We start from the raw sequence: 21758 nt of genomic DNA on the forward strand, positions 1-21758 counted from the left end.
AGCCGGACGCGGCGGCCACCTCGAACGCGAGCGCAGGCCGGGCCGCCGCGACGAGCTCGTGGGCAGTGGTCGACCCCAGCGCGCTGTTTCGTTTTTTGTAACTGGTTGCGAAAATCGAATTAGCTGGCTGGGCACCGAAAGGAGCGAAGATGACCGACCAGGCACGACAGGCCCTGGAGAACGTCCGCCGCGCCCCGTCGTTGTATCGGCGACCGCGCGTCGCGGAGATCGCACTGGCGGTGCTCAGCCTCGGTGCGCTGAGTGCCGGGGCGAGCTGGGTGATCCAATCCGATCCGCCGCTGGTGGGGTCGCTGTTGGCGGCCCTGGCGATCCTCGCTGTTCCGTTCTCGTGGCACTGGGCGGCGTTGCGCGCTCCGGGACGCGCACCGTGGCGGCGTGTCGACACGCTCCTGGCAGGCGCGGCGCTGCTCGCGGGCACGTTTCCCGTATCCGAACTGCTCTGGTCCGATGGCTCCAGTGGGGCATCCGCCCGGGTCGCTTCGGCGGTAGCCGCTGCGATGCTGGCGATTTTCATCGGTGTGCGGTGGCGCCGATGAGCACGGCCCGAGACCCCCGCGAAGCACTTCCGACCATCCTGCACTCACCGGTGCGGCTGGCGATCCTCGGAGCGCTGCGGCACGTGCAGGCCGCCGATTTCGGCGACCTGCAACGCGGCCTGGAAATCACCACCGCCGAACTGTCGCGTCAGCTCGGCGTGTTGCATCGCGAGGAGCTGATCGAGATCAGAAAGGTGCAGCGCCACCGCCACACCATCACCAGGGCCCGGTTGTCCGAGCAGGGGCGATCCCGCTTCGAGGACTACCTCGCCGAGCTGCATCGGGTGGCCTTCGGGCCGTGACCGGCGGTTTCACACGTGCCCTGTCGGCGACAGCGCTCGCGGGCACGCCGGACGCGTACGGGGCACGCCGTACGCGCTCGGTCGGGTCCGTTCAACGATCGGTATCCGATGTATGCGAATTCCGGGCCAACTCCGCCGTGAGCTGGTTTATCCTCTGCCACTGGTGGGACGACGATCTTCACGTCCCGGTGAACGGGACTTCGAGGACACCTCGCCGTTGGACGCCTTGTGCGACGAGAATCCGGGCGAGTCGCCCGGCGCGGCGACCGGTGTCGGACCCGTGTGAGAGAAATCGGGATGATCACCGAACCGCGTGATTCCCGGACCGGGCGGGCGCGTGCGCGAAGCGGTGCCGCGCGGCACCGCCGGATCGGCGCGGCGGTGTACCGGCTTCCCGGTCCGTGGAGCCGTCTCCCACGACCGACCCCGGACGAGCCACCGACAGCGAGCCACCGCCCAAGAAGAGCCACCGAGAGGGAGCACAACCGTAAATGACCACCCCGGACAGCTCGGACGGACTGTTCATGAACCCCAACGGTGAACAGGGCAGCCTCGACATGCCCACCGGCGCGGCGCGCGGCTCGGGCGGCAACGGCGGCACCGGCAACACCGGTACTGGCGAGACCGGCGCGGGGGGCGAGGACGCCGACGCGCGGCCGGACCCGACCCGGCTGCTGGACACCGAGCAGCGGTTCCCCGACACCAGCGGCGCGCAAGTGCGCGACGGGTTGCAGGAACTCATCGTGCGCGACCTGCTCGGCCCGTGGGACGGCGACACCGAGCAGCTGCCCTACGGCTCCAGTGGCCCCCGCGAGCGCTACCTCGTCGGGATGCTCGGCCCCAAGCAGGACGCCTGCCCCACCGCCGACGCCGAACCCGCGCCGGACACCGGGGCCGAGACCGGCGGCGAGGCCAACGGCGAGGGTGGCGGCGAACTGCCCAACGTGCTCAGCCCGCAGAGCCTCGGCCGCATCTGGGCCTCCTCGATGGGGCTGAGCTGCACCGTCGCGCGGGACACCACCGCGCTGCACGTCACCGCGGAATGGGGTCGCTACACCAAGGAGGACACCGAGACCGCCGAAGGCGCCAAACGCAGGCTCTGGACCCGCGAACCCGTCACGGTCAGCCGCGAGGTCCGGCTCGACGGCACCGGCTCGCACCGCCTGCCGCTGACCGCCGACACCGCCGAGGAACCCGGCGTGCTGCTGGCCGTGACCGCGCGCGACCGCGACGGCAAGCGCGTCGTGGAACTCACCCTGGTCAACGCGCAACGAGAAGGCAAGCCGCAGGAGGAGTCCTGGATGTTCCAGACCCGACTGCGCGTCACCGCCCTCGACGGCGCGTCGCCGGTGTTCCTGCCCGCCGACGACCCGCTGTACGACAGCGCCGCCGAGGACGACCCGGAGGAACAGCACCTGCGGCTGCTCTACCGCGACCAGCTGCGCTACGCCTCCGGCCACAACGTCGCCGTGCACCCGCACACCACCCCCGGCACCCGCCGCGCCCACCAGCTCGAAACCACCTGGCTGCCCACCTACGAGGTCCCCGCCACCGTCGCGCCGGGCAACCAGCGGGGCAGCCCGCTGGCGGGCACCGAACTGGCCATGGACACCCTGGCCACCGCCGAACCGTCCGAACTGCGCGCCGGGCTCGCACCGTTGTCCGAGGGCTACCGCCGCTGGCTCGACCAGCGCGAGTCCGAAGCTCGGGAACTGCCCGACTCGCTGCGCGAGACCGCCGAATCCGCCGTCTTCCAGGCACGCCGCGCCGCCGACCGGGTGCGGGCGGGCATCGACCTGCTCACCGACCCCGACCACCCCGGCCACGCCGACGCGCTCGCCGCGTTCCGGTTCGCCAACCGCGCCATGGCCGCCCAGCGCCGCCACACCGACCTCGCGCGGCTGCGCGAGACCGCCGAGATCGACTACTCCGAGGCCAAGCAGCGGGTCGAGGCCAACGGCGCGGCCGGGGCCTCCTGGCGGCCGTTCCAGCTCGCCTTCGTGCTGCTGAACCTGCCCTCGCTGGTCGACCCGGACCACGCCGAACGCGCCGCCGACTCGAACGCCGTGCTCGACCTGCTGTTCTTCCCCACCGGCGGCGGCAAGACCGAGGCATACCTCGGACTGACCGCGTTCACCTTCGCCATCCGCCGGTTGCAGGGCACCTTCGGCAGTGGCGAGGAGGCCCGCGACGGCGGCGCCGGAGTGGCGGTGCTGATGCGCTACACCCTGCGGCTGCTGACCGCGCAGCAGTTCCAGCGCGCCGCGGCGCTGGTGTGCGCGGCGGAGATGATCCGACGTGAGGACGAGGCCACCTGGGGCGCCGAACCGTTCCGCATCGGGCTGTGGGTCGGCGGCAGCGTCTCACCCAACTGGTTCGGCCAGGCCGAACAGCAGATCAGGGAGGCCCGCGAGGCCGGCGACGGCAAACGCGCCAACGTGCTGCAGACCCTGGCCTGCCCCTGGTGCGGCTCCGCGCTGCTCGCCCACCGCGACGCCGAGGTCGACACCGCCACCCGCCGGGTGCTGCTGCACTGCCCCAACGCCGAGGGCAGCGACGCCTGCCCGTTCTCCAAACCGCACTCGCCCGAGGGCCTGCCCATCCTCACCGTCGACGAGGAGATCTACCGGCTGCTGCCCAGCCTCGTCATCGCCACCGTGGACAAGCTCGCCCAGCTGCCCTGGAAGGGCTACGCCGGGATGCTGTTCGGCCGGGTGCGCCGCTGGTGCCCCCGGCACGGCTACCGCCACGCCGACCTCGACGCCGAGACCGGCTGCGCCGACAAGCACCACAAGAAGAGCGGCCACCCGAACGTGAGCAGTAAGCCCGTGGCGCGGCTGCGCGCGCCCGACCTGATCATCCAGGACGAGCTGCACCTGATCTCCGGGGCGCTGGGCACCACCGTAGGGCTGTTCGAGTCCGCGGTGGACGAGCTGTGCTGCTGGCGCACCCCCGGCGGCAACGAGGCCGGGCCGAAGATCATCGCCTCCACCGCCACCACCAAACGCGCCGGCGAGCAGGTGCGCGGGGTGTTCAACCGCGATCTGGCGGTGTTCCCGCCGCAGGTCACCGAGGTCTCCGACACGTTCTTCTCGCATCAGGTGTCCACCGCGGACAAACCGGGCAGGCGCTACCTCGGGATCTGCGCCCACGGGGTGCGGCTGAAGTCCGCCGAGATCCGCGTCGCCGAGATCCTGCTGCTGGCCGGGCAGACCCTGTTCGACCAGCACGGCGCGGCGGCCGACCCGTACATGACGCTGGTCGGCTACTTCAACGCCACCAGGGAACTCGCCGGGATGCGGCGCTCCCTCGACGACGACGTGGCCACCCGCGTGCGCACCCACGGCCGCAGGCGCGGCATCTCCGACCGGCTGCTCACCCGCGCCGCGATGCTCAACATCCAGGAACTGACCTCCCGCATCTCCTCGGCCGACATCAGCGAGGTGCTCACCCACCTGGAGAACGGCTTCGACGCCGAGATCGACACCACCCCACGCCGCCGCGCCATCGGCGCGAACCTGCGCGAGATCTACGGGCAGCGGCGCAAGTCCTCCCGCGGCAAGGACACCCCCGAGCCGCATCCGCTCAGCGCGCGCCGCGAACAGCGCCGCAAGGACGGCCGTGACCCGGTCGACGTGGTGCTGGCCACCTCGATGCTGCAGGTCGGCGTGGACGTCTCCCGGTTCGGGCTGATGATGGTCACCGGCCAGCCCAAGAACACCGCCGAGTACATCCAGGCGTCCTCCCGCGTGGGCCGCACCGACAGCGGGCCGGGGTTGGTCGTCACCCTCTACAACTGGACCAGGCCCCGCGACCTGGCCCACTACGAGGACTTCGAGCACTACCACGCCACCTTCTACCGCCAGGTCGAGGCGCTCTCGGTCACCCCCTACACCCGCCGCGCGCTGGACCGGGGAGTCACCGCCGCGTTCGTGGCGGCGGTGCGCAACGCCGCCGAGCCGCACTCCGGGGAGAACGACGCCCAGGAAGTGGAGCTGGACTCCCCGCTCGTGCGGCGCATCACCGAACGGATGCTCGACCGTGCCGAAGCCGTGCGGGGGCAGCGGGGGCGCGATTACCTGGCGGAACGGCTCGGCCGCACCAAGGACCTCTGGAGCGGCGAGCAGGACGGCGAGCACTCGGTCGGCTACGTCGGTCGTTCCTCCGGCCGTGACGACCAGAAGCGCCGAGCGCTGCTGACCAAACCCGGCGACCACACCTGGCGGGACAGCACCGTGGCGCAGTCGATGCGCGAGACCGAGAACGAGATCAACCTGCTCGTGCCCGGCGGTGAGGAGCTGTTCCAGACCCTCTACAACGCTCCCGCGTGGACCTTCGCGCCCCCATCGGACGGTGACGGCGAGACCGATGCCGAGGACGAGGAGATCCCCGAGGGCGACGAACTCGGCGACACCGCACTGCCCACCACCAAACGCAAATCGTGACAGCGACCCTCGCTCGGCTCTCCCAGGTGTTGGCGGTGCCGCACGCACTGGACCTCCCGACACAGTGGCCGCGATTTCTCGCGAAATCGCGGCGCCCTCGGCGCGGTGCCGAGCACCTACCGCCCCCGCAGGCCGCACTCCTACTACTCACGCAGCCCAACCACCCGCGGGTTCTCCCGTGCGGCTCTCGCGAGGACGTCGGAGACGTTGCGTTACCTAACCGATGTCTCCGGCACCGCAGCGAGAGCCGTGCGAGAGGTTCCGCCAAGCGAGGGTCCTGGCAAGCCCCGACAACTTCTGACACCCGCTCCGGAAGGAGCTCTATGACTACGAACCACCGCCGTCGCGTGGGCTCGGTCCGCCCGAGCCACCTCATGTTCACCAGCGGGGTCGGCGCGCTGGTCGACATGCCCAACTTCTCCGTGCTGGTGCGCGGGCTCGACGACTGGAACTACAACGACGTCCGTGAGCGGAACGACTGGAAGCCGATCGCCGAGCCCCGGCTGCTGTCCGCGGTGCAGGGCATCTTCGGCAAGAACGTGAAGGAACTGCTGCCAGCGCCCTGGCTGGACGGTCTCGACCAGGACCCGCGGGGCCCGGCTTCCAGGGTGGGCGTGCCGACCGTGCCGTTCCCCTCCTGGCTGCGCTGCACCGCCTGCAACGAGCTCGCCCCGGTGGACTCGCGGGTGTTCGGCTTCGAGAACGAGGTGCCCCGCAGGCCGCAGGACGCCCGGTTCTTCCACCAGGGCTGCGGCGTCAAGAAGAGCGGAGCCCCTCCGCTGGCGATCTCCTCCCGGTTCCTGATCTCCTGCACCGCCGGGCACCTGGACGACTTCCCCTACCCGGAGTTCGTCCACCACGGAGCCGAGTGCCCCAAGGTGAAACAACCCAGGATGCGGATGGAGGACCGCGGCGGCAATCGCGGCGTCAACGTCGAGATCAAATGCGTCAGCTGCGGTGAGCACCGCAACATGGGGCAGGCCATGGGCCAGCGCGGCGAGCAGAATCTACCGCGCTGCCGGGGCAGGCACCCGCACCTGAACCGGTTCGACCCGCAGGGCTGCGAGTGCGCGCCCAAGGTCCTCACCGTCGGCGCCTCCAACCAGTGGTTCCCGCAGAACCTGTCGGTGCTGGCGGTTCCCCGCACCGAGGCGAGTGAACTGGAGACCAAGGTCGAGCAGCACTGGAACGCGGTGTCCACGCTGCCCGCGGCGATGTATCCCTACGCGCGGGAGAATGTGCCCGCCTTCCACGAGCTCGCCGGCTGGAGCGACGCCGAGATCGAGGCGGCGGTCGAGCGGGTGCGGGCCAGGATGGAGCAGGAGAGCGAGGAGGACAGCGAGACCGAGCAGCTCGATCTGCGGACCCCGGAGTGGGAGGTGTTCGCCGCGTCCGAGCTGCCCGCACCCGCCGACGACTTCACGCTGCGGCGCGCCGAAGTGCCTGCCGATCTGGCGGGCTACTACGCCGACGTGGTGCAGGCCGAGCGGCTGCGCGAGGTCCGCGCGCTGACCGGGTTCACCCGACTCGACGCGCCCGACCCGGAGGACCCCAAGCTGGTCACCCGCGCCCCGCTGGCCCGGTCCACGCCGCAGTGGGTGCCCGCCAGCGAGGTGCGCGGCGAGGGGATCTTCCTGCGCGTGCCCGAGGACCTGCTGCGCGACTGGGAGAGCCGCGCGGCCGAGTCGCGGGCGATGCACCGCCACCGGCGGGCCTACGCGGAGTTCCGCAAGAACCGCTACTCCGACCGCATCCCCGGCGAGTTCGACGAGATGCGCAACTGGCCCGGTGCCCGCTATCTGGCGCTGCACACCCTCTCGCACCTGCTGATCCGCACCATCGCCCTGGAGTGCGGCTACAGCTCGGCGAATCTGTCCGAACGCATCTACGCCGGTACCGAGGACGACCCGCGCAGCGGCATCCTGCTCTACACCGCCGTGCCCGACGCCGAGGGCACCCTCGGCGGGCTGGTCTCGCAGGCCGAGCCCGACCGGCTGGTGCGGCTGACCCGCCGCGCGCTGAGCGAGGCGCGGCGCTGCTCTTCCGACCCGCTGTGCGCTGAACGGCTCCCGCAGCCGCCCGCCGACCACCTGCACGGCGCGGCCTGCCACGTCTGCCTGTTCGTCTCCGAGACCACCTGCGAACGTGGCAACCGGTTCCTGGACCGCAGGTTCGTGGTTCCCGTCGACGAGCACGAGGACCTGGCGTTGTATCGCGAGCTGCCGTGAGGGTGTGGGCATGACCGGCGAACCGTCCGATCTGGAGAGTGTCGCGGCCGAGGCGTTACCCCGCCTCGGCGCGACCGCGCTGCGCACGCTGGCCGACCGCATCCAGGCGGGCTGGCCGGAGCAGGCCGTGCTGGCCGGGCCGGGGGAGGAGTACACCGAGACCGCGCGGGCCGTCCTCGACGCGCGGGCCGCGGAGGGGCGTTCGGCCGAGGAGACCGCGGGGTTCCTGCGCGGACTGGCCGCCGGTTACAACCGCCGTGCCGCCGAGATCGCGGTCGAACCGGTCTGGAGCGGCCCCGGCACCCACCCGGTGCCGGTGCGCGCCACCGCGCGGGTGCTGGTCGAACTCATCGAGCGGGCCAGCCACGAGCTGATGCTGATGACCTACTCGGCACGTCCGCACGAGCAGCTGCGGCGGGCGCTGCGCGCGGCGGTCGAGCGGAGAGTGGCCGTCACCGTGGTGGTGGAGACCCTGCGGGGCGCGCGGGGTGCGCTCGGCGAGCCCGAACCGGCCGAGGCATTCGCGGGGATCGGCGGCATCGAGTTGTGGCACTGGCCGCCGCGGCAGCGCACCGAACGCAACTCCAGGACCCACGCCAAGATCGCGGTCGCCGACCGGCGCGAACTGCTGGTCTCCAGCGCCAACCTCACCCAGTCCGGAGTGGACCGCAACATCGAGGCGGGGCTGCGGGTGCGCGGCGGGACCGCCCCGCAGCGCGCCGCCGAGCACCTCACCGAGCTCAAGACCCGCGGAATTCTCGAACGGTTGCACCTCGACGAACGAGCGAACCCCGGATGAACCGGCTCGTTGCTACGAAACCGAATCCGCGCACGGTGGAATCATGCTGCGGAGCCATGGTGCGGTAGGCATCTCCCTCGGCCGGGCCGCCGGATTCCGGAAACAACTCGGCAACGGTCGGATTCTCCGACAGTGGGAACTGTTCGTTAGTTCGATGCGCTATCTTACGGAGACGGAAGAAACCGTGGTAGAGCTCGGGGTGTGCGGACTCGCTGATGTAGAACCGCACTAGCCCGAAAAGGGGATAGCCGATTGATCTCGACGGGGCAGGGGCGCGTTCGCCGGTTCCCCATCTCCCGTGTATCCACCGACCCCTGGTCTCGTTTCGAGCGGAACTTTCGATTACGCCGAACGGAACGGATTTTCCGCCGGCGGTCGCGAGTACCTGTCAGCGTCGACATCGCAGGCTCGGCCGGAAGCGGACAACCCAGCGAGACTCGCGCACGGGACTTCGGGGAGGAAACGTGGCGGAACCGACAGTGATCAATGATCGCTACGAACTCCAGGCCGTTCCGCTGGCCAAGGGCGGTATGGGGGAGGTGTGGGCGGGACGTGACACCAAGCTCGAACGGGAGATCGCCGTCAAGTTCGTCCGGTTCCCCGATGCGGAACCCGACGAGGAGCTGGTGAGCAGATTCCACCGCGAGTCCCGCGTCACCGCGCGGTTGCGGCATCCCGGTGTGCCCTCGATCTTCGACGTGGGTGCGCACGGTGATCGCCCCTACCTGGTGATGGAGCGTGTTCACGGCATCAGCGTCTCAGATCTGATCGCCGAGCACGGCACGCTGCCGCTCGGCTGGGCCGCCGCCATCGCCGCGCAGACCTGCTCGGTGCTCACCGCCGCCCATCAGGAACAGCTGGTGCACCGCGACCTCAAACCCTCCAACCTGATGCTGCAACCGGACGGCACCGTCAAGGTGCTCGACTTCGGACTGGCCGTGGCACTCGATGTGGCGGACATGTCCCGGTTGACCCGCACCGGCCAACACATCGGTACTCCCGCTTACATGGCTCCGGAACAGATCCAGGACGCCACCAGCTCCACCCGCAGCGATCTCTACTCGCTGGGTTGCGTGCTCTACGAGGCGCTCACGGGGATGCGGCTTTTCCGAGGGCCCACCGACTACGCCGTGATGAACAAGCAGGTCGGCCAGCCACCGGTACCGGCACTCGAACACCGCCCGGACATCCCCGGCGAGCTGGACGAGCTACTCTCCGAGTTGCTGGCGAAGGAAGCCGAGGAGCGCCCCGACAGCGCGTACACCGTCTACCGGAGGCTGCTGCCGTTCACTCGGCACCTCGAAGCGCTGCCGGGAGCGCTCGCGGCGCCGGACATCCCCAGCCCGACCAGGATGTACGCCTCGGTGCTGAGTCGGGTTTCGCCGTTCGACGACTCCGATCAGGCGGGTCCGGCGTACCCGTATCACGGCGGACCAGCTCACGACGGCCCGGCTCACGACGGTGCGGCCGACAGAGCAACGGGCGGTACCGGGACGGAGATTCCGCACGAGGAGGCACCGGCGCGACCGGAACCACCGGAAACGGGCGAGCCGAGCACACCCGCTGCCTCCGGCGAAGGCCGGGACGGTCGGAGCTCACTGACCCGCGACGAGTTGGAAACGGCCAAGAACCGGGCCGACTCCTACGTACAGCGTTCCCGCTACGACGAGGCCGCCGAACTGCTGCGGACCACGGTGGACTCGGCGAGCAGGGCCTTCGGCAGCACCGACGGCGAGGTCATCGGGCTGCGGTTGGAGTGGGCCAGAGTGCTCTACGACGGCGGTCGGTACCAGCGGGCGGGGCCCGTCTACCACGCGTTGGCCACCGATCTGGCACAGCGCGACGGGCTCGACAGCGAACTCGTCTTCCACTGCCGACTGCGCAACGCGAGCTGCCACGCGCTCGGCGGCAACCACGACCACGCGCTCCGGGCCATGAACAGCCTGCTGGCCGACGAGCAGCGCGTCTTCGGCGACGACCACCCCCGAACCCTGGACCTGCGGCGCCAGGTCGGGATGCTCCAGCTGGGTGCGGGCAGGACCGAGGAAGCCGAGACGACCCTGAGCACACTGCTCGACGACCTGCTCCGCACCCACGACCCCGAGCACTCCACCGTCGTCAAAGTACGCGAACTGCTCGACGGCCTGACCCGTCGAGGAGGATGATCATCAGTGACCTTCGGGGCGCGTCGGGCACCCGAACCGGAGACGGTCGAGTGCTCCCCGGTGAAGGCGACACGGCGGACGACAGTGACAGACAACGACGGACAGCGGGACCGGAGACGGAAGTGGCCCGACTCGGCATAGACAAGGACTTCCTGCGGGAGTTCGCCAAGCTCGAGAAGCAGGTTCAGGAGCGGGTGAGCCAGACCCTGACGAAATTCGGTCAGGTCAGCCACGCCGGAGCGCACCTGGAGAAGATCGCCAACGCGCGCGACTCCCGGTTCCGCTCCATCCGGATCACCGACTTCTGGCGCGGCATCGTGCTCGCCCCGGACTCGGGCGACAGCTACACGCTGCTCACCGTGCTGCCGCACGACGAGGCCTATGCCTGGGCGAAACGGCGCAGTGCCTCGGTCAACGCCGCCACCGGACGGATCGAGATCCGTGACGTCGCCGCGGTGGAGGACAGCCTGCCCGGGCTGTCCAGAATGGCCGAGAGCTCACCCAGCCGCCTGTTCGACCACGTCAAGGATTCCCAACTGCGACAGCTGGGCATCGACGAGCAGACCCTGGTCTTCGCCAGGGCACTGACGGATTCGACGCAGCTCGACGCGGCCAAGTCCTTCCTGCCGGGAAACCAGTGGGACGTGCTGTTCGGACTGGCCGCCGGTTACACCCCCGAACAGGTGTGGGCCGAACTCGCCGCCGAGGTCGGTGACACCGGATTCGACCCGGACGATCTGGACGCGGCCGTGGAACGCAGCTCCGATCGCGTCGTGCTCGTCGACGGTCCCGAAGAGCTCATGGCTGTCTTTCGGCACCCGTTGACGATGTGGCGGATCTACCTGCACCCGGTGCAGCGCTCGGCGGTGGAGGCCTCCTACAACGGCCCCGCGCGCGTCACCGGAGGTCCCGGCACCGGCAAGACCGTGGTGACGATGCACCGCGCTCACCAGCTCGCGGTGAACGGATCGGGGCCGGTCCTGATGACCACCTTCACCGCGACTCTGGCCGAGTCACTCGGCAAGGGAGTGGAACTGCTCGTGGAGGAGCCCGAGGTGCGCGAGCGCATCCACGTGCACCACGTGGACCAGTTCGCCAACCGCGTCTTCCGCGAACACCACGAACAGCCCACGATCCTGACCACGGACGAGCAACGACAACTGTGGCACTCGATCGCCACCGAGCTGGAAGTACCGTTCTCGCCCGACTTTCTGGCCGAGGAGTGGCGGCAGGTCGTGCTGGCCCAGCGGGTCGGCAGTGCCGAGCAGTACCTCGGCGCGAAACGCGACGGCAGGGGACGTGGCCTGGGAAGCCGACAGCGGGCCCAGGTCTGGCAGGCGATCTGGGAGTTCGAGAGCACGCTGCGGAATCGGGGAGTGTGGACCCACGAGACGATCTGCGTCGAGGCGACCAGGCTGCTCGAACGGCGAACCGAGAAGCCCTACCGACACGTCGTGGTCGACGAGGCCCAGGACCTCAGCCCGGTGCAGTGGCGGTTGCTGCGTGCCGCCGTGCCCGAGCTGCCCGACGACGTCTTCCTGGCAGGCGACACGCACCAGCGCATCTACAACAACCGCGTCAGCCTGCGTGAGGTGGGTATTCGGGTGACCGGGCGGTCGAGCCGGTTGAACGTCAACTACCGGACCACCGCCGAGATCCTCGCCTGGAGTCTCGGGTTGCTGCGCGGCGAGACCATCGACGACATGGACGAGGGGCTCGAAGCCATCGCGGGCTGCCGTTCGGAAGTACGCGGCAAGCACCCGTGGGTTCGCGGTTTCCCCACCAGAGCCGCCGAACTCGAACAGTTGGTGACCACGCTGCGGGGATGGATCGACACCGGAATCGCCCCCGGCGAGATCGGTGTGGCGGTGCGCTCCAACAAACTCGTCGACACGGTCGTGGCCGAGCTCGGAAGGGCCGGAATCCCGAGTGTGAAGCTGCTCGGTGGCACGGTCGACGAGGAGGACGCGGTCGCGGTGGGCACCATGCACCGGATGAAGGGGCTGGAGTTCCGCTGTCTGGCGGTGGCCGGGGTCACCGAGCACCACGTGCCACCCGCCAGCGCGATCACACCCGTCGAGGAGGACGCCTCGGCGCACCGCAGGGACACCCAGCGCGAGCGGTGCCTGCTGTTCGTCGCCTGCACCCGTGCTCGGGAGCAGCTCGCCGTGTCCTGGCACGGCGGCAGGAGCCCGTTCCTGCACCCCCAGGACTGACACCGGTCGCGTACGAGGTTTCCGCACTACTCCGCGCGACCCGCCACGACCACAGGAAGGTGGAGCATGCCCACGCTTTCCACACTGCTGTACCAGATCGACTCCGGCTCCGTACTGCTTCCCGAGTTCCAGCGCGGCTACGTGTGGAACCGCGACCAGGTACGGGAACTGATGCAGTCGCTGTACCGGGGACACCCGGTGGGTGGGCTGCTGATGTGGGAAACCGACGCAGCGGGGATCTCCGTCCGGGGCGAGGCGAGCGACCGGCAGGGAACCCATCTGCTGTTGCTGGACGGTCAGCAGCGCATCACCTCGCTGTACGGCGTGGTGCGCGGCAGGGCCCCGGCGTTCTTCGAAGGGGACCCCTCGGTCTTCGCCAATCTCTACTTCAACGTCGTCGAGGAGAAGTTCGAGTTCTACGCGCCGTCCAGGATGGCCGACGACTACCGCTGGGTGAACGTGACCAAACTGTTCCTGGAGAATCTCGGCGAGTACATCACCAGTTTCCAACAGCACGACCCGGACAATCTCGGCGTCTACGTGGAACGGCTGAATCGGCTGCGCAACCTGCTGGAGCGCGAGTTCTACGCGGAGAAGATCACCGGCAACGACAAGAACGTGGACACGGTGGTCGACATCTTCAACCGGGTCAACTCCGGCGGGACGAAACTGTCCAAGGGTGATCTCGCGTTGGCCAAGATCTGCTCGCAGTGGAGCGAGGCGCGCGGCGAGATGCGCGAGAAGCTGCGGAAGTGGCAGGAGGCGGGCTTCGACTTCACACTGGACTGGTTGTTGCGCAACGCCAACGCGGTGGCGACCGGTCGAGCCCTGTTCACCGCGCTGGACAACGTCTCGGCCGAGGACTTCCGGGACGCGCTGCACCGATCCACCGGCTACATCGGCCGGTTCCTCGATCTGGTCTCCGGGCGGCTCGGCCTGGACCACGACCGGGTTCTGATGGCCCGCTACGCCTTCCCGGTGGTCTCGCGGCTGCTGGAGCTCAACGGCGGCGGGTTCGACGACCGTTCCCACCAGGACAAGGTGCTGTACTGGTACGTTCACGCCGCGCTGTGGGGGCGCTTCGCGGGCTCCACCGAAACCTTCCTGCAGAAGGACTACGAGACCGTCGAGCGCTCCGGCATCGACGGGCTGATCACCTCGCTGGAGCGTTGGCGCGGCGGCAACCTCGACGTGCACGCGCACGACTTCGAGGGATCGACGAAGGGATCGCGCTTCTACCCGCTGCTGTACATGTTGACCAGGGTGAACCAGGCCCGCGACTTCGGCAGTGGAATTCCGTTGCGCGCCGACATGCTGGGCAGGAACTCCTCGCTGCAGGTGCACCACCTGTTCCCCAAGTCGTTGCTCTACCAGGCGGGTTACGAGCGTTCCCAGGTCAACGCCATCGCCAACTTCTGCTTCCTCACCCAGGACACCAATCTCGTGGTGGGGAACCGGCCGCCCGAGGAGTACTTCGCCGAGGTGGAGGAGAAGCACCCCGGCGCGCTGGCCTCGCAGTGGATTCCCACCGATCCCGAACTGTGGAAGATCGAAAACTACCCCGACTTCCTGCAGGCGCGGCGTGAACTGCTGGCAGAGGCGGCACAGTCGTTCCTCACCGAGCTGCGCACCGGGGAGCCGGTCGCCGACCGGGAAGAGCTGCAACCGCTTTCAATCGCCGGGGACGACGACATGGACGCCCGGGTGGCCCAGGTCAACGGGCTCATCTCCGAGCTGGTCGAACTCGGCTGCGCCTATCCGGCCACCGACACCGAGATCGCCGATCCCCGCACCGGTCGGCCGTTGGCCGTGGCCGAGGCGTTCTGGCCCGAAGGGTTGCAGACCGGCCAGGGGAGCCCGGTCGTGCTCGAACTCGACACCGCCGACGCCGATCTGCCCCGGCTGGAGGAGCTCGGCTACGAGGTGTTCACCTCGGTCGACGCGCTACGTGGCTACGTGCGGCGCCGCAACCGGAGCGAACCGGAGTCCGATGCCGAGCCCGTCGCTGCCGAGCAGCCGCGCCGAGCGGATCCCGTGCGGGAACCGCTCGTGGCCGAGTTCGAGCAGCGGATGCGTTCGCTGTACGAGCGGGGGCGTCGGGAGGCGCACTACACCGCCACCTACTTCCTGAGCATGCTCGCCGAGCACGGCGGACTGGCCACCGCGCACAAACTGCTGGCCGGTGCGGCGGTTTCCGACGGTTTCGCCGCGCTCTGGGAACGCGGCAGGCTCGACCTCACCGTCGAGGCGCTGGTCACCGAGCCGCGCTTCGCCGAGCTGTTCTCGGCAGAGGAACTGCGGATCGCCGAGTACCGGCTGAGCCAGTTCGGGTACGTGGCCTGACCGGGATCTCCCGAGCGCTCACCGGAGTTCCGATCGGATGGCTTTCCGGGGCACGACGCCGGAATCCGACATCGTGCCACTCCGATGCGCCCACCGCCCGGTGCGCTTCGGCGTGCCGGGCGGTTCGTCGTGCGTGGCCTGTCGGTGCGGCGGGGTTGTCAGGTCAGGTGGGGGTGGGTGGTTGGTGCGGCCAGACGAGGTGGAGGTTCCGGCGAAGGGCGAGGCGGTCGCGGGCGGTCGCGGCGTCCCGGAAACCGATGTGCAGGCTGCCGCCCAGTCCGATGAGGTCGGCGTGGTCGTCGTGGGCCATTCCCCAGTAGTGCAGCACCGCGTCGTGGCGGTCGCCGAGCTCCTCGCACAGCGCGAAGACGCGCGGTGCGTTGTCCTCGACCATCTCCCGCATGGCGGTCATGAACTCCTCGCGGGTGCCCAGGGGCGGGAGTGAGGGGTAGTTAGGAAGCATGTTTCCTCCTTGGTTTGCTGATCTGGCTAACAGGTTAGTAATTAACGGTTAGCGTGTGGATCCTTCGATTGGGTGTTTGTGGCTGTCAAGCGTTGTTGAGGGAGACTGGTGTCCGCTTCGAGGAGGTGCATCTGGTGGATCGATCGGACTCCGCGTCGTTGCGTCGACGGATCGGTATGAGGTTGCGTCACGCGCGAGCCGACGCTGGTAAGACCACCAATGAGGCGGCAGCTGAGCTGGAATGTTCGCGCGGCAAGATCAGCCAGATGGAAGCCGGTATGTACCGCTTCCAGCCTCGGGACGTGCGTGATCTGCTCAGGTTCTACGGAGTTCCACAGTCCGAGCTGAATACCTTGGTCGAACAGGCCAAACGGTCGGGGGAGCCGAGTTGGTGGGCGCCCTACTCCGATGTGGTGGAGGAGTGGTTCGCTTTCTTCCTGGGATCGGAAGGTGAGGCGGTTCGTGAGTTCAACTATGAGCAGTTGGTGGTTCCCGGCCTGCTGCAAACTCGGGAGTACGCGGCGGCACTGACCGAGGCCAGTCGCAGCGTGGCGACCGAGGATCATCAAAAGGTGGCTGAGCTGCGTTTGGAGCGCCAGCGGCTACTCGCTGCGCCGGAGCCGCTCGTTCTGCACGCGGTGCTCGAAGAGTCCGTTCTCTGGCGCCCTATAGGCGGGGTGGACGTTCTTCACGCGCAGATCAGGCACCTGATCGAGATGACTGCCCTGCCGCATGTGGAAGTCCAGGTCATGCCCACCGGGGTAGGCGCTCATTCCGGTATGGACGGCAAGTTTGTGTTGCTGGAGTTCACGGAGTTCGGCCCCGGCGTGTTCTTGGAAAGCCACCCCGTACTGGGAGCCCGCTACGACGTGGAGGATCCGGAGCTCACTGAGACCTATGCCTCTATTGCGAAAGCTCTTCGTGATGAGGCATTGGATCAGCGACAATCGGTCGAGCTCATGGAACGCGTGATCGCTGATCTGACACAGGAGTGAGTATGCGAGCCGTAGCTGCGGTTGCCTGGAGAAAGTCCTCCCACAGCATGAACCAGGGGGCGTGTGTGGAGGTAGCCCCGATGGAGTGTGGGGTTGCTGTCCGGGACTCGAAGGATCCGGCCGCTGGAGTGCTGCTGGTGAACCGTCGTCAGTGGACGGACTTCCTGGCGGCGTTGCGAACCCCTTGAAAGTGACTTGCGTCACCGGTCTGGTTTGTCGGTTTGGCGGATGAGGGGTTCTGGTGTGGGTTAGGGTGATCGTCCGGTCGGAGTGGCGCGGTTGCGGTGAGCTTGTTCGGAGTCGGAGGGGCTGTGATGGCGGACGTGGCGGCGGGGTTCACGGGGGCGAGTGCGGCGTTGGGGGTCATCCGTGAGGAGAACGCCTGGATCCAGCAGCGGATCTCGGCGGGGCAATTGACCGTGGAACCGCAGGCCGCCGACAGTGCTGCCGCGGTTTACGAACGTGAGGCTTCAGAAGCTGATCAGCTCGCTGATTCCGCCGGATGTTCGCCCGATGGCATTGCCGATGATTCCTCCGAAACCACAGGTGCCAAGCCTTCTGGTGAGGTGCTTGCCGGAGTGGATCCGTGTGACTTGTTGTCGGATGAAGAATTGAAATCGTTCGGGCTGGAAACGCGGGGGGAGTCCAGGAGTGAACTGCCATGGGCTCCAGGGTGCTACTACGCGGGGGAGCCGGTTACCGTCCGGTTGGAGAAGAACACTCGCCAGACTGTGGCCTCTTCGGAGAAGAGGTCCGTGTGGGCCAAGTTTGATCGAACTCAGGTGAACGGTCGTGCTGCCGCGAGTGCTGTCCCCAACGGGGCCACTGAAGCTCGTGCTTGTGTCTTGATGTTCGATGCCGAGCAAGGATTGATTCAGGTTCAGACACAAGAAATCCGCCTCCCCGAGGACGTCGACGAGTGCGCGAAGGCGCTGGAGATAGCCGAGAAGGTTGAGCCGAACGTTCCGGAACCTGCGTGAGGGGGCGCTGTCATGGGTATCCGATCCTGGTTTGACGAGCACATGGGGTCGGCGGATGAAGCCATCGCCGGCGCGTTGCGGGATGTTCCCGGTACCATCCGGGACATTCCCGGGACGCTGCGCGACGACGTGGGCAAGCTGTTCGGCTACGACACACGCGCGGAGAACGCCCACCAGGAGCGGGCCGCCGCCGCCGAGGAGGAAGGCGAGAAACGGCGCCAGGAGCTCGAAGAGCGCAACCGGCGGTTGGACGCCCCGGCGGGCTACGACCCGCAGTCGATCAAGCAGCACGAGAACTGGCAGTCCTACGACCACAAGAAGATCTACGACACCAACCAGAGCACGTTGAACTTCTCCGACGCGAAGGCCGTGGGCGAGGCGTGGCGCGACATCGGTAAGAAACTCGCCGAACTCGGTGAACGACTGGAGGGGGATTCCACCAAGGCCATCGACAGCGGCTGGTCCGGCAAGGCGGCGGAGACGGCCAAACAGTCCGCACGACCACTCGCCACCTGGGCCCGCGGCAGCGGCGAGTGCTTCCGGCTGACCGGCAACAAGATCGAGGAGGCCGGTTCGGCCGCAGGTCAGGTCAAGGAGATGGTCCCGCCGCCCCGCGACTACAACTTGAGTCGCTCGTTCTTCGCGGGGATCGCCAGCGGCCCCACCGGTGCGCAGCAGGACGCCAAGCGGCAGATGCAGGAGCGCCAGCAGGAGGAGCGCCAAGCCCAGGAGACGATGGATCGGGTGCTGGGCGCGACTTACCGGGATGTGGACGCCACCGTTCCCGCCTACCGACAGCTCGACGGCGAACCCGCGCAGCCACCCTCGCAGCCTCCCGTCGGTGAACCACCGGCGATTCCGCCCGCCGTGCCGCCGGGGCGCACCGGCCAGGGCACCGCGCCCGGTGACTACTCCGGCAGCGGCGTCGGTGGCAACGGTTCCGGAAGCGCTGGCCCCGGCAACGGCACTCTGCCCGGTAGCGGCGGCTCCTACCCGGGACAGGGCGGTACCGGTGGTGGTTCGGGTACCGGTTCCGACCCCGGAACATCGGGACAACCACCCGGTTCGGGGGACTACCCGGACAGTCCCGCGGGCAGTGGTTCAGCCTGGACACCGGACCCGAGTGGTCCCACCGCGCCGGGTTCCCCGGGCGCGCCGGGCGGTCCCGGCGGGAGCGGTGGTGCCACGGGACGCGGTGCGGGCGGCGCGATCGGTGGTGTCGGCGGGGTCGGCGGCTACGCCGGTGGAACCGGCGGTGGTGGAACTCCCTCCGGCTCGGGACGCGGCGGTACCACGCCCGGTTCGGGTGGCCGTGCCGGTACCGCACCGATCCGAGGCGGTTCCACCTCCTCGGGCGCGGCCGCAGCCGGTGCCACCTCGGGCCGCGCGGGCGGTGGGCGAGCGCCTCTGGGAGCCATGGGAGCCGGTCGCGGCCAGGGTGGTGACGAGGACCAGGAGCACGAACGTCCCAGTTGGCTGGAGGAGTGGGATGACGTGTGGTTCAACGACATGCCCCGGACAGCCCCGCCGGTCATCGAGTAGTGAGCTCCTCGCCGAGCGGCGCTTCCGGAAGGATTCGTGACGACAGCGACGGCGCGACCGGCCCCGGGGCCGGTCGCGCTCGGGCAGGAAGGGAACGACGTGGCCGTTTCCGGCCGTTGGCAGCTGCACCCGCTGCACCTGTACTTCGTGCACAGCTATCTCGGGTTGGACGACCTGGCGCTGCCGCTGGAGGTGGAGCCCTACACCCACACCCGGGAGCAGTTCGCCGAGGTGGGCAACCGCGAGTACGAGACCATGCGCTCCGAAGGGCTCGTCGTGGACGACGAGGTCGAGCCCGGGCTCGCATGGGCGCTGGCGGTGCTGGCCAAGCCCTATCTGTGGGTCGATTCGATGTGGTTCCCGAGGTTCGGCGAACCACCGATGTGGCGCGCGGTCGCCGCCGTCACGGCGGGCAACCGGGTGGTGCTCGGAGTGCAGCCGCCGGGCGAGACCGAACGCTACGGCGGTGCGCTCACCGTCGAACTCCACGACCGGGTGAGCCTGTCCCAGGTGCTGCTGCCGACGCTTCCCCCGGCACCGCCGGGCAACCAGGGGCCGGTACGAGTCCCCGAGAGTTCCTTTCCCAGGCAGGACTCCGAAGCGGAATCCGAGTCGCACGGTCTGCTCCGTCCTGCGGCGGGTTCCGCCGGTGGCAGCAGCGGCGACCGCCAGCTGGAGCTGTACCGGACCATCGGTGCGGCCGAACACCTCCGGGCGGGCCAGCTCGCGGCCAACCTGCGCGACCGCAACGGGCGCGTGACCCGTTCCCGGGTGGTGCGCTGGTTCGACAACGCCGAACCGGACGGCCGCTACCTCGACCACCACGAGCGCGGCACGACCGGCGAGCCCATCCACGCCCTCACCCCGGTGGACGCACGCGCACTCGGCGGCAAGATCGAGGAACTGGTCGCCGAGGTCCGGTGAGCCGTTCGGCGGGCCGCAGCCGTCACCGCCGGAGCACGCGGCGGCCGGGTTCGTTCAGTGCTTGCTGTCCGGTAACAGCTCGTGGAGGCACTCGATCGTCCGGCGGTAGTTCTCATATGCCTCGGGATCGTCCGGCCCACCCGCCTCGATCATCTCCTCGTAGGCACGTGCCTGGGCGGAGACGATGCTGTGCAGCAGCAACGCCTGCTGGCGGAACCCGTCGAGGAGGTCACGCAACGGGGTGCCGCCCATGCCGAGCTCGTCCAGTCTGTCCAGCTCGGGCCGCTGGTCCGGGTGCATCCGATCGGCCAGCAGCCGCCAGCCCGCCGAATGGCGGCGCAGCATCTCACCGTAGTCCGTGTCGCCGGTGCCTCGATCTTTCCCCGCACCGCTACCGCAGGCACCGGAAGGCGTGATGTCGTCCTGTTCATCCCCACCGGCTGCTTCGTCCATTCTCCGATCGTGCCACGGAATGCGGCCGCGCGGCGGCCGTGATCGATCATGGGCCTGCTCCGCGCTGCGGCCGTGCACGATCCGGACGCCGAGGACTCGTCACCAGGCGAGTCGTTCCAGCAGCTCGGAGGCGACCAGCAGGGCCATCCCACCCACCGCGCACGGCAGCACAAGCAGGGCGATCCTGCCGAACTGCCGTTTCGAGCCGACCGCCAGCAGCAGGATCACCAGCACGACCAACGACGTACACACCGCGAACACCGGCTCGACCCGCAAGGACGGGTAGAGCTCCCGGGCGAGGTCACCGAGCAGTATCCCGATCGCGGTGGTGGTCGCGATCGCCGCCGACCAGCCTTCCCGCCCGATGTGGCGGAAGACCGTGCCGCAGGCGATCCCGGCCAGCACCGCCAGCACCAGCCAGGCCGCCATCCGTTCCGGATCGACCGCGTAGTCGGCCCCGGGGTACTCCAGCACGTGGATCCACTGCCTGCCGAGGTAGAACACCAGCACCCCGGTCAGCAGTACCGCGGTGGCGCGGCGCACCGCCGTTCGCAACGTGTGGCCGGCGGTGGTAGTCACCCCGAGCACGACCCAGACCAGGAAGCCGTGCGCGAGCCACTCCAGCCCGGCCACGTAGTAGGAGATCGCGGCCAGTCCGCCGGAGAACGCTCCCGCCGCCACGATCCCCAATCGGGTGCCCGTCGATTTCGCGAGCGAACGATCGGAATGCGTCTCTTCCCGGTCCGCGACTGTCGATCGCACTGCTCACTCTCTCGAACGGCCGGTATCGAACAGCCGAATACTACCGGATGGTGGGATCCGAAGTCGTGACCAGTCAGTTCTCCGACGGATTCCGCGTTGCCGAACGCCGCGTTCCGGGGGAGCGAGCGGCGACGGCGGTTCCGATCTCCGGTGGCGCTACGTATGTGTTCTCTCACTTTCAGGTGATCTTCTGGTGGGGACTCGGTAGTTTCCTCCGACCGGAGTGGAGTTGCGTCGATGCCGTTTCCCCGGGGGGTGCGATATGGGGAGTTCCGGCGGTGGTGGTCGTTACGCCGTCCATCCCGAGGAGCTGACGAAGATCGGCAGGAGAGCCGCTGATCTGGGCGACAGGCTGATCGAACTGAAGCGGGCGACGGCCGAGGATTCCGCCGCGGTGGTTCGGATCCACGGTGGCTGGGCGTTCTCGGCCGCCCTCGAGCGGGTGCAGTCCAGCTGTGAGCGCGACGTCGAGGGGTTCGGCCGCTGGCTCGACGACATGGGCGACAGGCTGATGGGCGCGGCCAGGGACTACGAGGAAACCGACGAGTGGGCGGTGGCCAAGCTCCGAGGAGAAGGTGTCTGAG

At 68.8% G+C, this 21758-nt stretch carries 17 protein-coding genes; 14 read left to right on the top strand and 3 right to left on the bottom strand.

Annotated elements, in window-relative coordinates; all coding sequences use genetic code 11:
- The first annotated feature begins 149 nt into the window (after positions 1-149).
- The 8 genes from BLQ75_RS17810 to BLQ75_RS17845 all read left to right on the top strand — a co-directional run bounded on the left by BLQ75_RS17810 (position 150) and on the right by BLQ75_RS17845 (position 15055).
- Complete coding sequence (locus BLQ75_RS17810; protein ID WP_092603812.1) at positions 150-557, top strand: hypothetical protein; 408 nt, start codon at positions 150-152, stop codon at positions 555-557.
- The gene (locus tag BLQ75_RS17815; protein WP_211481446.1) at positions 554-859 is read left to right on the top strand and encodes a transcriptional regulator; all 306 of its coding nucleotides are present in this window, start codon (positions 554-556) and stop codon (positions 857-859) included. Before BLQ75_RS17810 ends, BLQ75_RS17815 begins: the two co-directional genes overlap by 4 nt.
- A gap of 491 nt (positions 860-1350) precedes the next feature.
- Positions 1351-5304 carry a DISARM system helicase DrmA gene (gene drmA / locus BLQ75_RS17820; RefSeq protein ID WP_092603813.1) on the top strand — a complete coding sequence of 1318 codons (3954 nt, stop codon included), beginning with the start codon at positions 1351-1353 and terminating at the stop codon, positions 5302-5304.
- Between the two features lie 323 nt (positions 5305-5627).
- A complete protein-coding gene (gene drmB / locus BLQ75_RS17825; RefSeq protein WP_092603814.1) occupies positions 5628-7532 on the top strand; it encodes a DUF1998 domain-containing protein in 1905 nt (634 codons plus the stop codon).
- Between the two features lie 10 nt (positions 7533-7542).
- Positions 7543-8331, top strand: coding sequence for a DISARM system phospholipase D-like protein DrmC (gene drmC / locus BLQ75_RS17830; RefSeq protein WP_092603931.1), 789 nt, complete (start codon positions 7543-7545; stop codon positions 8329-8331).
- Between the two features lie 464 nt (positions 8332-8795).
- Positions 8796-10496, top strand: coding sequence for a serine/threonine-protein kinase (locus BLQ75_RS17835; RefSeq protein WP_092603815.1), 1701 nt, complete (start codon positions 8796-8798; stop codon positions 10494-10496).
- A gap of 122 nt (positions 10497-10618) precedes the next feature.
- On the top strand, positions 10619-12712 hold the full coding sequence (locus tag BLQ75_RS17840) for a UvrD-helicase domain-containing protein (protein WP_092603932.1): 2094 nt from the start codon (positions 10619-10621) through the stop codon (positions 12710-12712).
- Between the two features lie 66 nt (positions 12713-12778).
- Positions 12779-15055: a GmrSD restriction endonuclease domain-containing protein gene (locus BLQ75_RS17845; RefSeq protein WP_092603816.1), complete on the top strand. Its 2277-nt coding sequence runs from the start codon at positions 12779-12781 to the stop codon at positions 15053-15055.
- Between the two features lie 163 nt (positions 15056-15218).
- Here the strand turns inward: BLQ75_RS17845 and BLQ75_RS17850 are convergent, their stop codons facing one another.
- Positions 15219-15518, bottom strand: a complete 300-nt coding sequence (locus tag BLQ75_RS17850) for a hypothetical protein (protein ID WP_092603817.1) — start codon at positions 15516-15518, stop codon at positions 15219-15221.
- Between the two features lie 134 nt (positions 15519-15652).
- On the opposite strand from BLQ75_RS17850, the gene BLQ75_RS17855 reads away from it, so the two are divergent.
- The 5 genes from BLQ75_RS17855 to BLQ75_RS17875 all read left to right on the top strand — a co-directional run bounded on the left by BLQ75_RS17855 (position 15653) and on the right by BLQ75_RS17875 (position 19959).
- Positions 15653-16513 carry a helix-turn-helix domain-containing protein gene (locus tag BLQ75_RS17855; protein ID WP_139183024.1) on the top strand — a complete coding sequence of 287 codons (861 nt, stop codon included), beginning with the start codon at positions 15653-15655 and terminating at the stop codon, positions 16511-16513.
- A gap of 2 nt (positions 16514-16515) precedes the next feature.
- Positions 16516-16701 (top strand): DUF397 domain-containing protein, encoded by a 186-nt coding sequence (locus tag BLQ75_RS17860; RefSeq protein WP_092603819.1) that lies wholly within the window; start codon positions 16516-16518, stop codon positions 16699-16701.
- A 126-nt stretch (positions 16702-16827) separates the two neighbouring features.
- Complete coding sequence (locus BLQ75_RS17865; RefSeq protein WP_092603933.1) at positions 16828-17493, top strand: DUF3558 family protein; 666 nt, start codon at positions 16828-16830, stop codon at positions 17491-17493.
- Positions 17494-17505: 12 nt separating this feature from the next.
- Positions 17506-19035: a hypothetical protein gene (locus BLQ75_RS17870; RefSeq protein WP_170837551.1), complete on the top strand. Its 1530-nt coding sequence runs from the start codon at positions 17506-17508 to the stop codon at positions 19033-19035.
- A 36-nt stretch (positions 19036-19071) separates the two neighbouring features.
- Positions 19072-19959 (top strand): ESX secretion-associated protein EspG, encoded by an 888-nt coding sequence (locus tag BLQ75_RS17875; protein WP_244515680.1) that lies wholly within the window; start codon positions 19072-19074, stop codon positions 19957-19959.
- 54 nt (positions 19960-20013) lie between these two features.
- Here BLQ75_RS17875 and BLQ75_RS17880 read toward each other — a convergent pair whose 3' ends face one another.
- Together BLQ75_RS17880 and BLQ75_RS17885 are read right to left on the bottom strand one after the other, a co-directional pair.
- A complete protein-coding gene (locus BLQ75_RS17880; RefSeq protein WP_092603821.1) occupies positions 20014-20412 on the bottom strand; it encodes a hypothetical protein in 399 nt (132 codons plus the stop codon).
- A 99-nt stretch (positions 20413-20511) separates the two neighbouring features.
- On the bottom strand, positions 20512-21174 hold the full coding sequence (locus BLQ75_RS17885) for a hypothetical protein (RefSeq protein ID WP_139183025.1): 663 nt from the start codon (positions 21172-21174) through the stop codon (positions 20512-20514).
- Positions 21175-21436: 262 nt separating this feature from the next.
- Here BLQ75_RS17885 and BLQ75_RS17890 point away from each other — a divergent pair, with 262 nt between their 5' ends.
- Positions 21437-21757 (top strand): type VII secretion target, encoded by a 321-nt coding sequence (locus BLQ75_RS17890; protein WP_092603823.1) that lies wholly within the window; start codon positions 21437-21439, stop codon positions 21755-21757.
- The last annotated feature ends 1 nt before the right edge of the window (position 21758 follow it).

Origin of the sequence: Actinopolyspora xinjiangensis, assembly GCF_900104475.1 — a bacterium.
Lineage (GTDB): Bacteria > Actinomycetota > Actinomycetes > Mycobacteriales > Pseudonocardiaceae > Actinopolyspora > Actinopolyspora xinjiangensis.

Bases quoted from the DNA above. Each gene is read 5' to 3' on its own strand.
- BLQ75_RS17810 (WP_092603812.1), top strand. From the start codon at position 150: ATGACCGACCAGGCACGACAGGCCCTGGAGAACGTCCGCCGCGCCCCG.
- BLQ75_RS17870 (WP_170837551.1), top strand. From the start codon at position 17,506: ATGGGTATCCGATCCTGGTTTGACGAGCACATGGGGTCGGCGGATGAA.
- drmB (WP_092603814.1), top strand. From the start codon at position 5,628: ATGACTACGAACCACCGCCGTCGCGTGGGCTCGGTCCGCCCGAGCCAC.
- drmA (WP_092603813.1), top strand. From the start codon at position 1,351: ATGACCACCCCGGACAGCTCGGACGGACTGTTCATGAACCCCAACGGT.
- BLQ75_RS17880 (WP_092603821.1), bottom strand. From the start codon at position 20,412: ATGGACGAAGCAGCCGGTGGGGATGAACAGGACGACATCACGCCTTCC.
- BLQ75_RS17860 (WP_092603819.1), top strand. From the start codon at position 16,516: ATGCGAGCCGTAGCTGCGGTTGCCTGGAGAAAGTCCTCCCACAGCATG.
- drmC (WP_092603931.1), top strand. From the start codon at position 7,543: ATGACCGGCGAACCGTCCGATCTGGAGAGTGTCGCGGCCGAGGCGTTA.
- BLQ75_RS17850 (WP_092603817.1), bottom strand. From the start codon at position 15,518: ATGCTTCCTAACTACCCCTCACTCCCGCCCCTGGGCACCCGCGAGGAG.
- BLQ75_RS17890 (WP_092603823.1), top strand. From the start codon at position 21,437: ATGGGGAGTTCCGGCGGTGGTGGTCGTTACGCCGTCCATCCCGAGGAG.
- BLQ75_RS17815 (WP_211481446.1), top strand. From the start codon at position 554: ATGAGCACGGCCCGAGACCCCCGCGAAGCACTTCCGACCATCCTGCAC.
- BLQ75_RS17865 (WP_092603933.1), top strand. From the start codon at position 16,828: ATGGCGGACGTGGCGGCGGGGTTCACGGGGGCGAGTGCGGCGTTGGGG.
- BLQ75_RS17845 (WP_092603816.1), top strand. From the start codon at position 12,779: ATGCCCACGCTTTCCACACTGCTGTACCAGATCGACTCCGGCTCCGTA.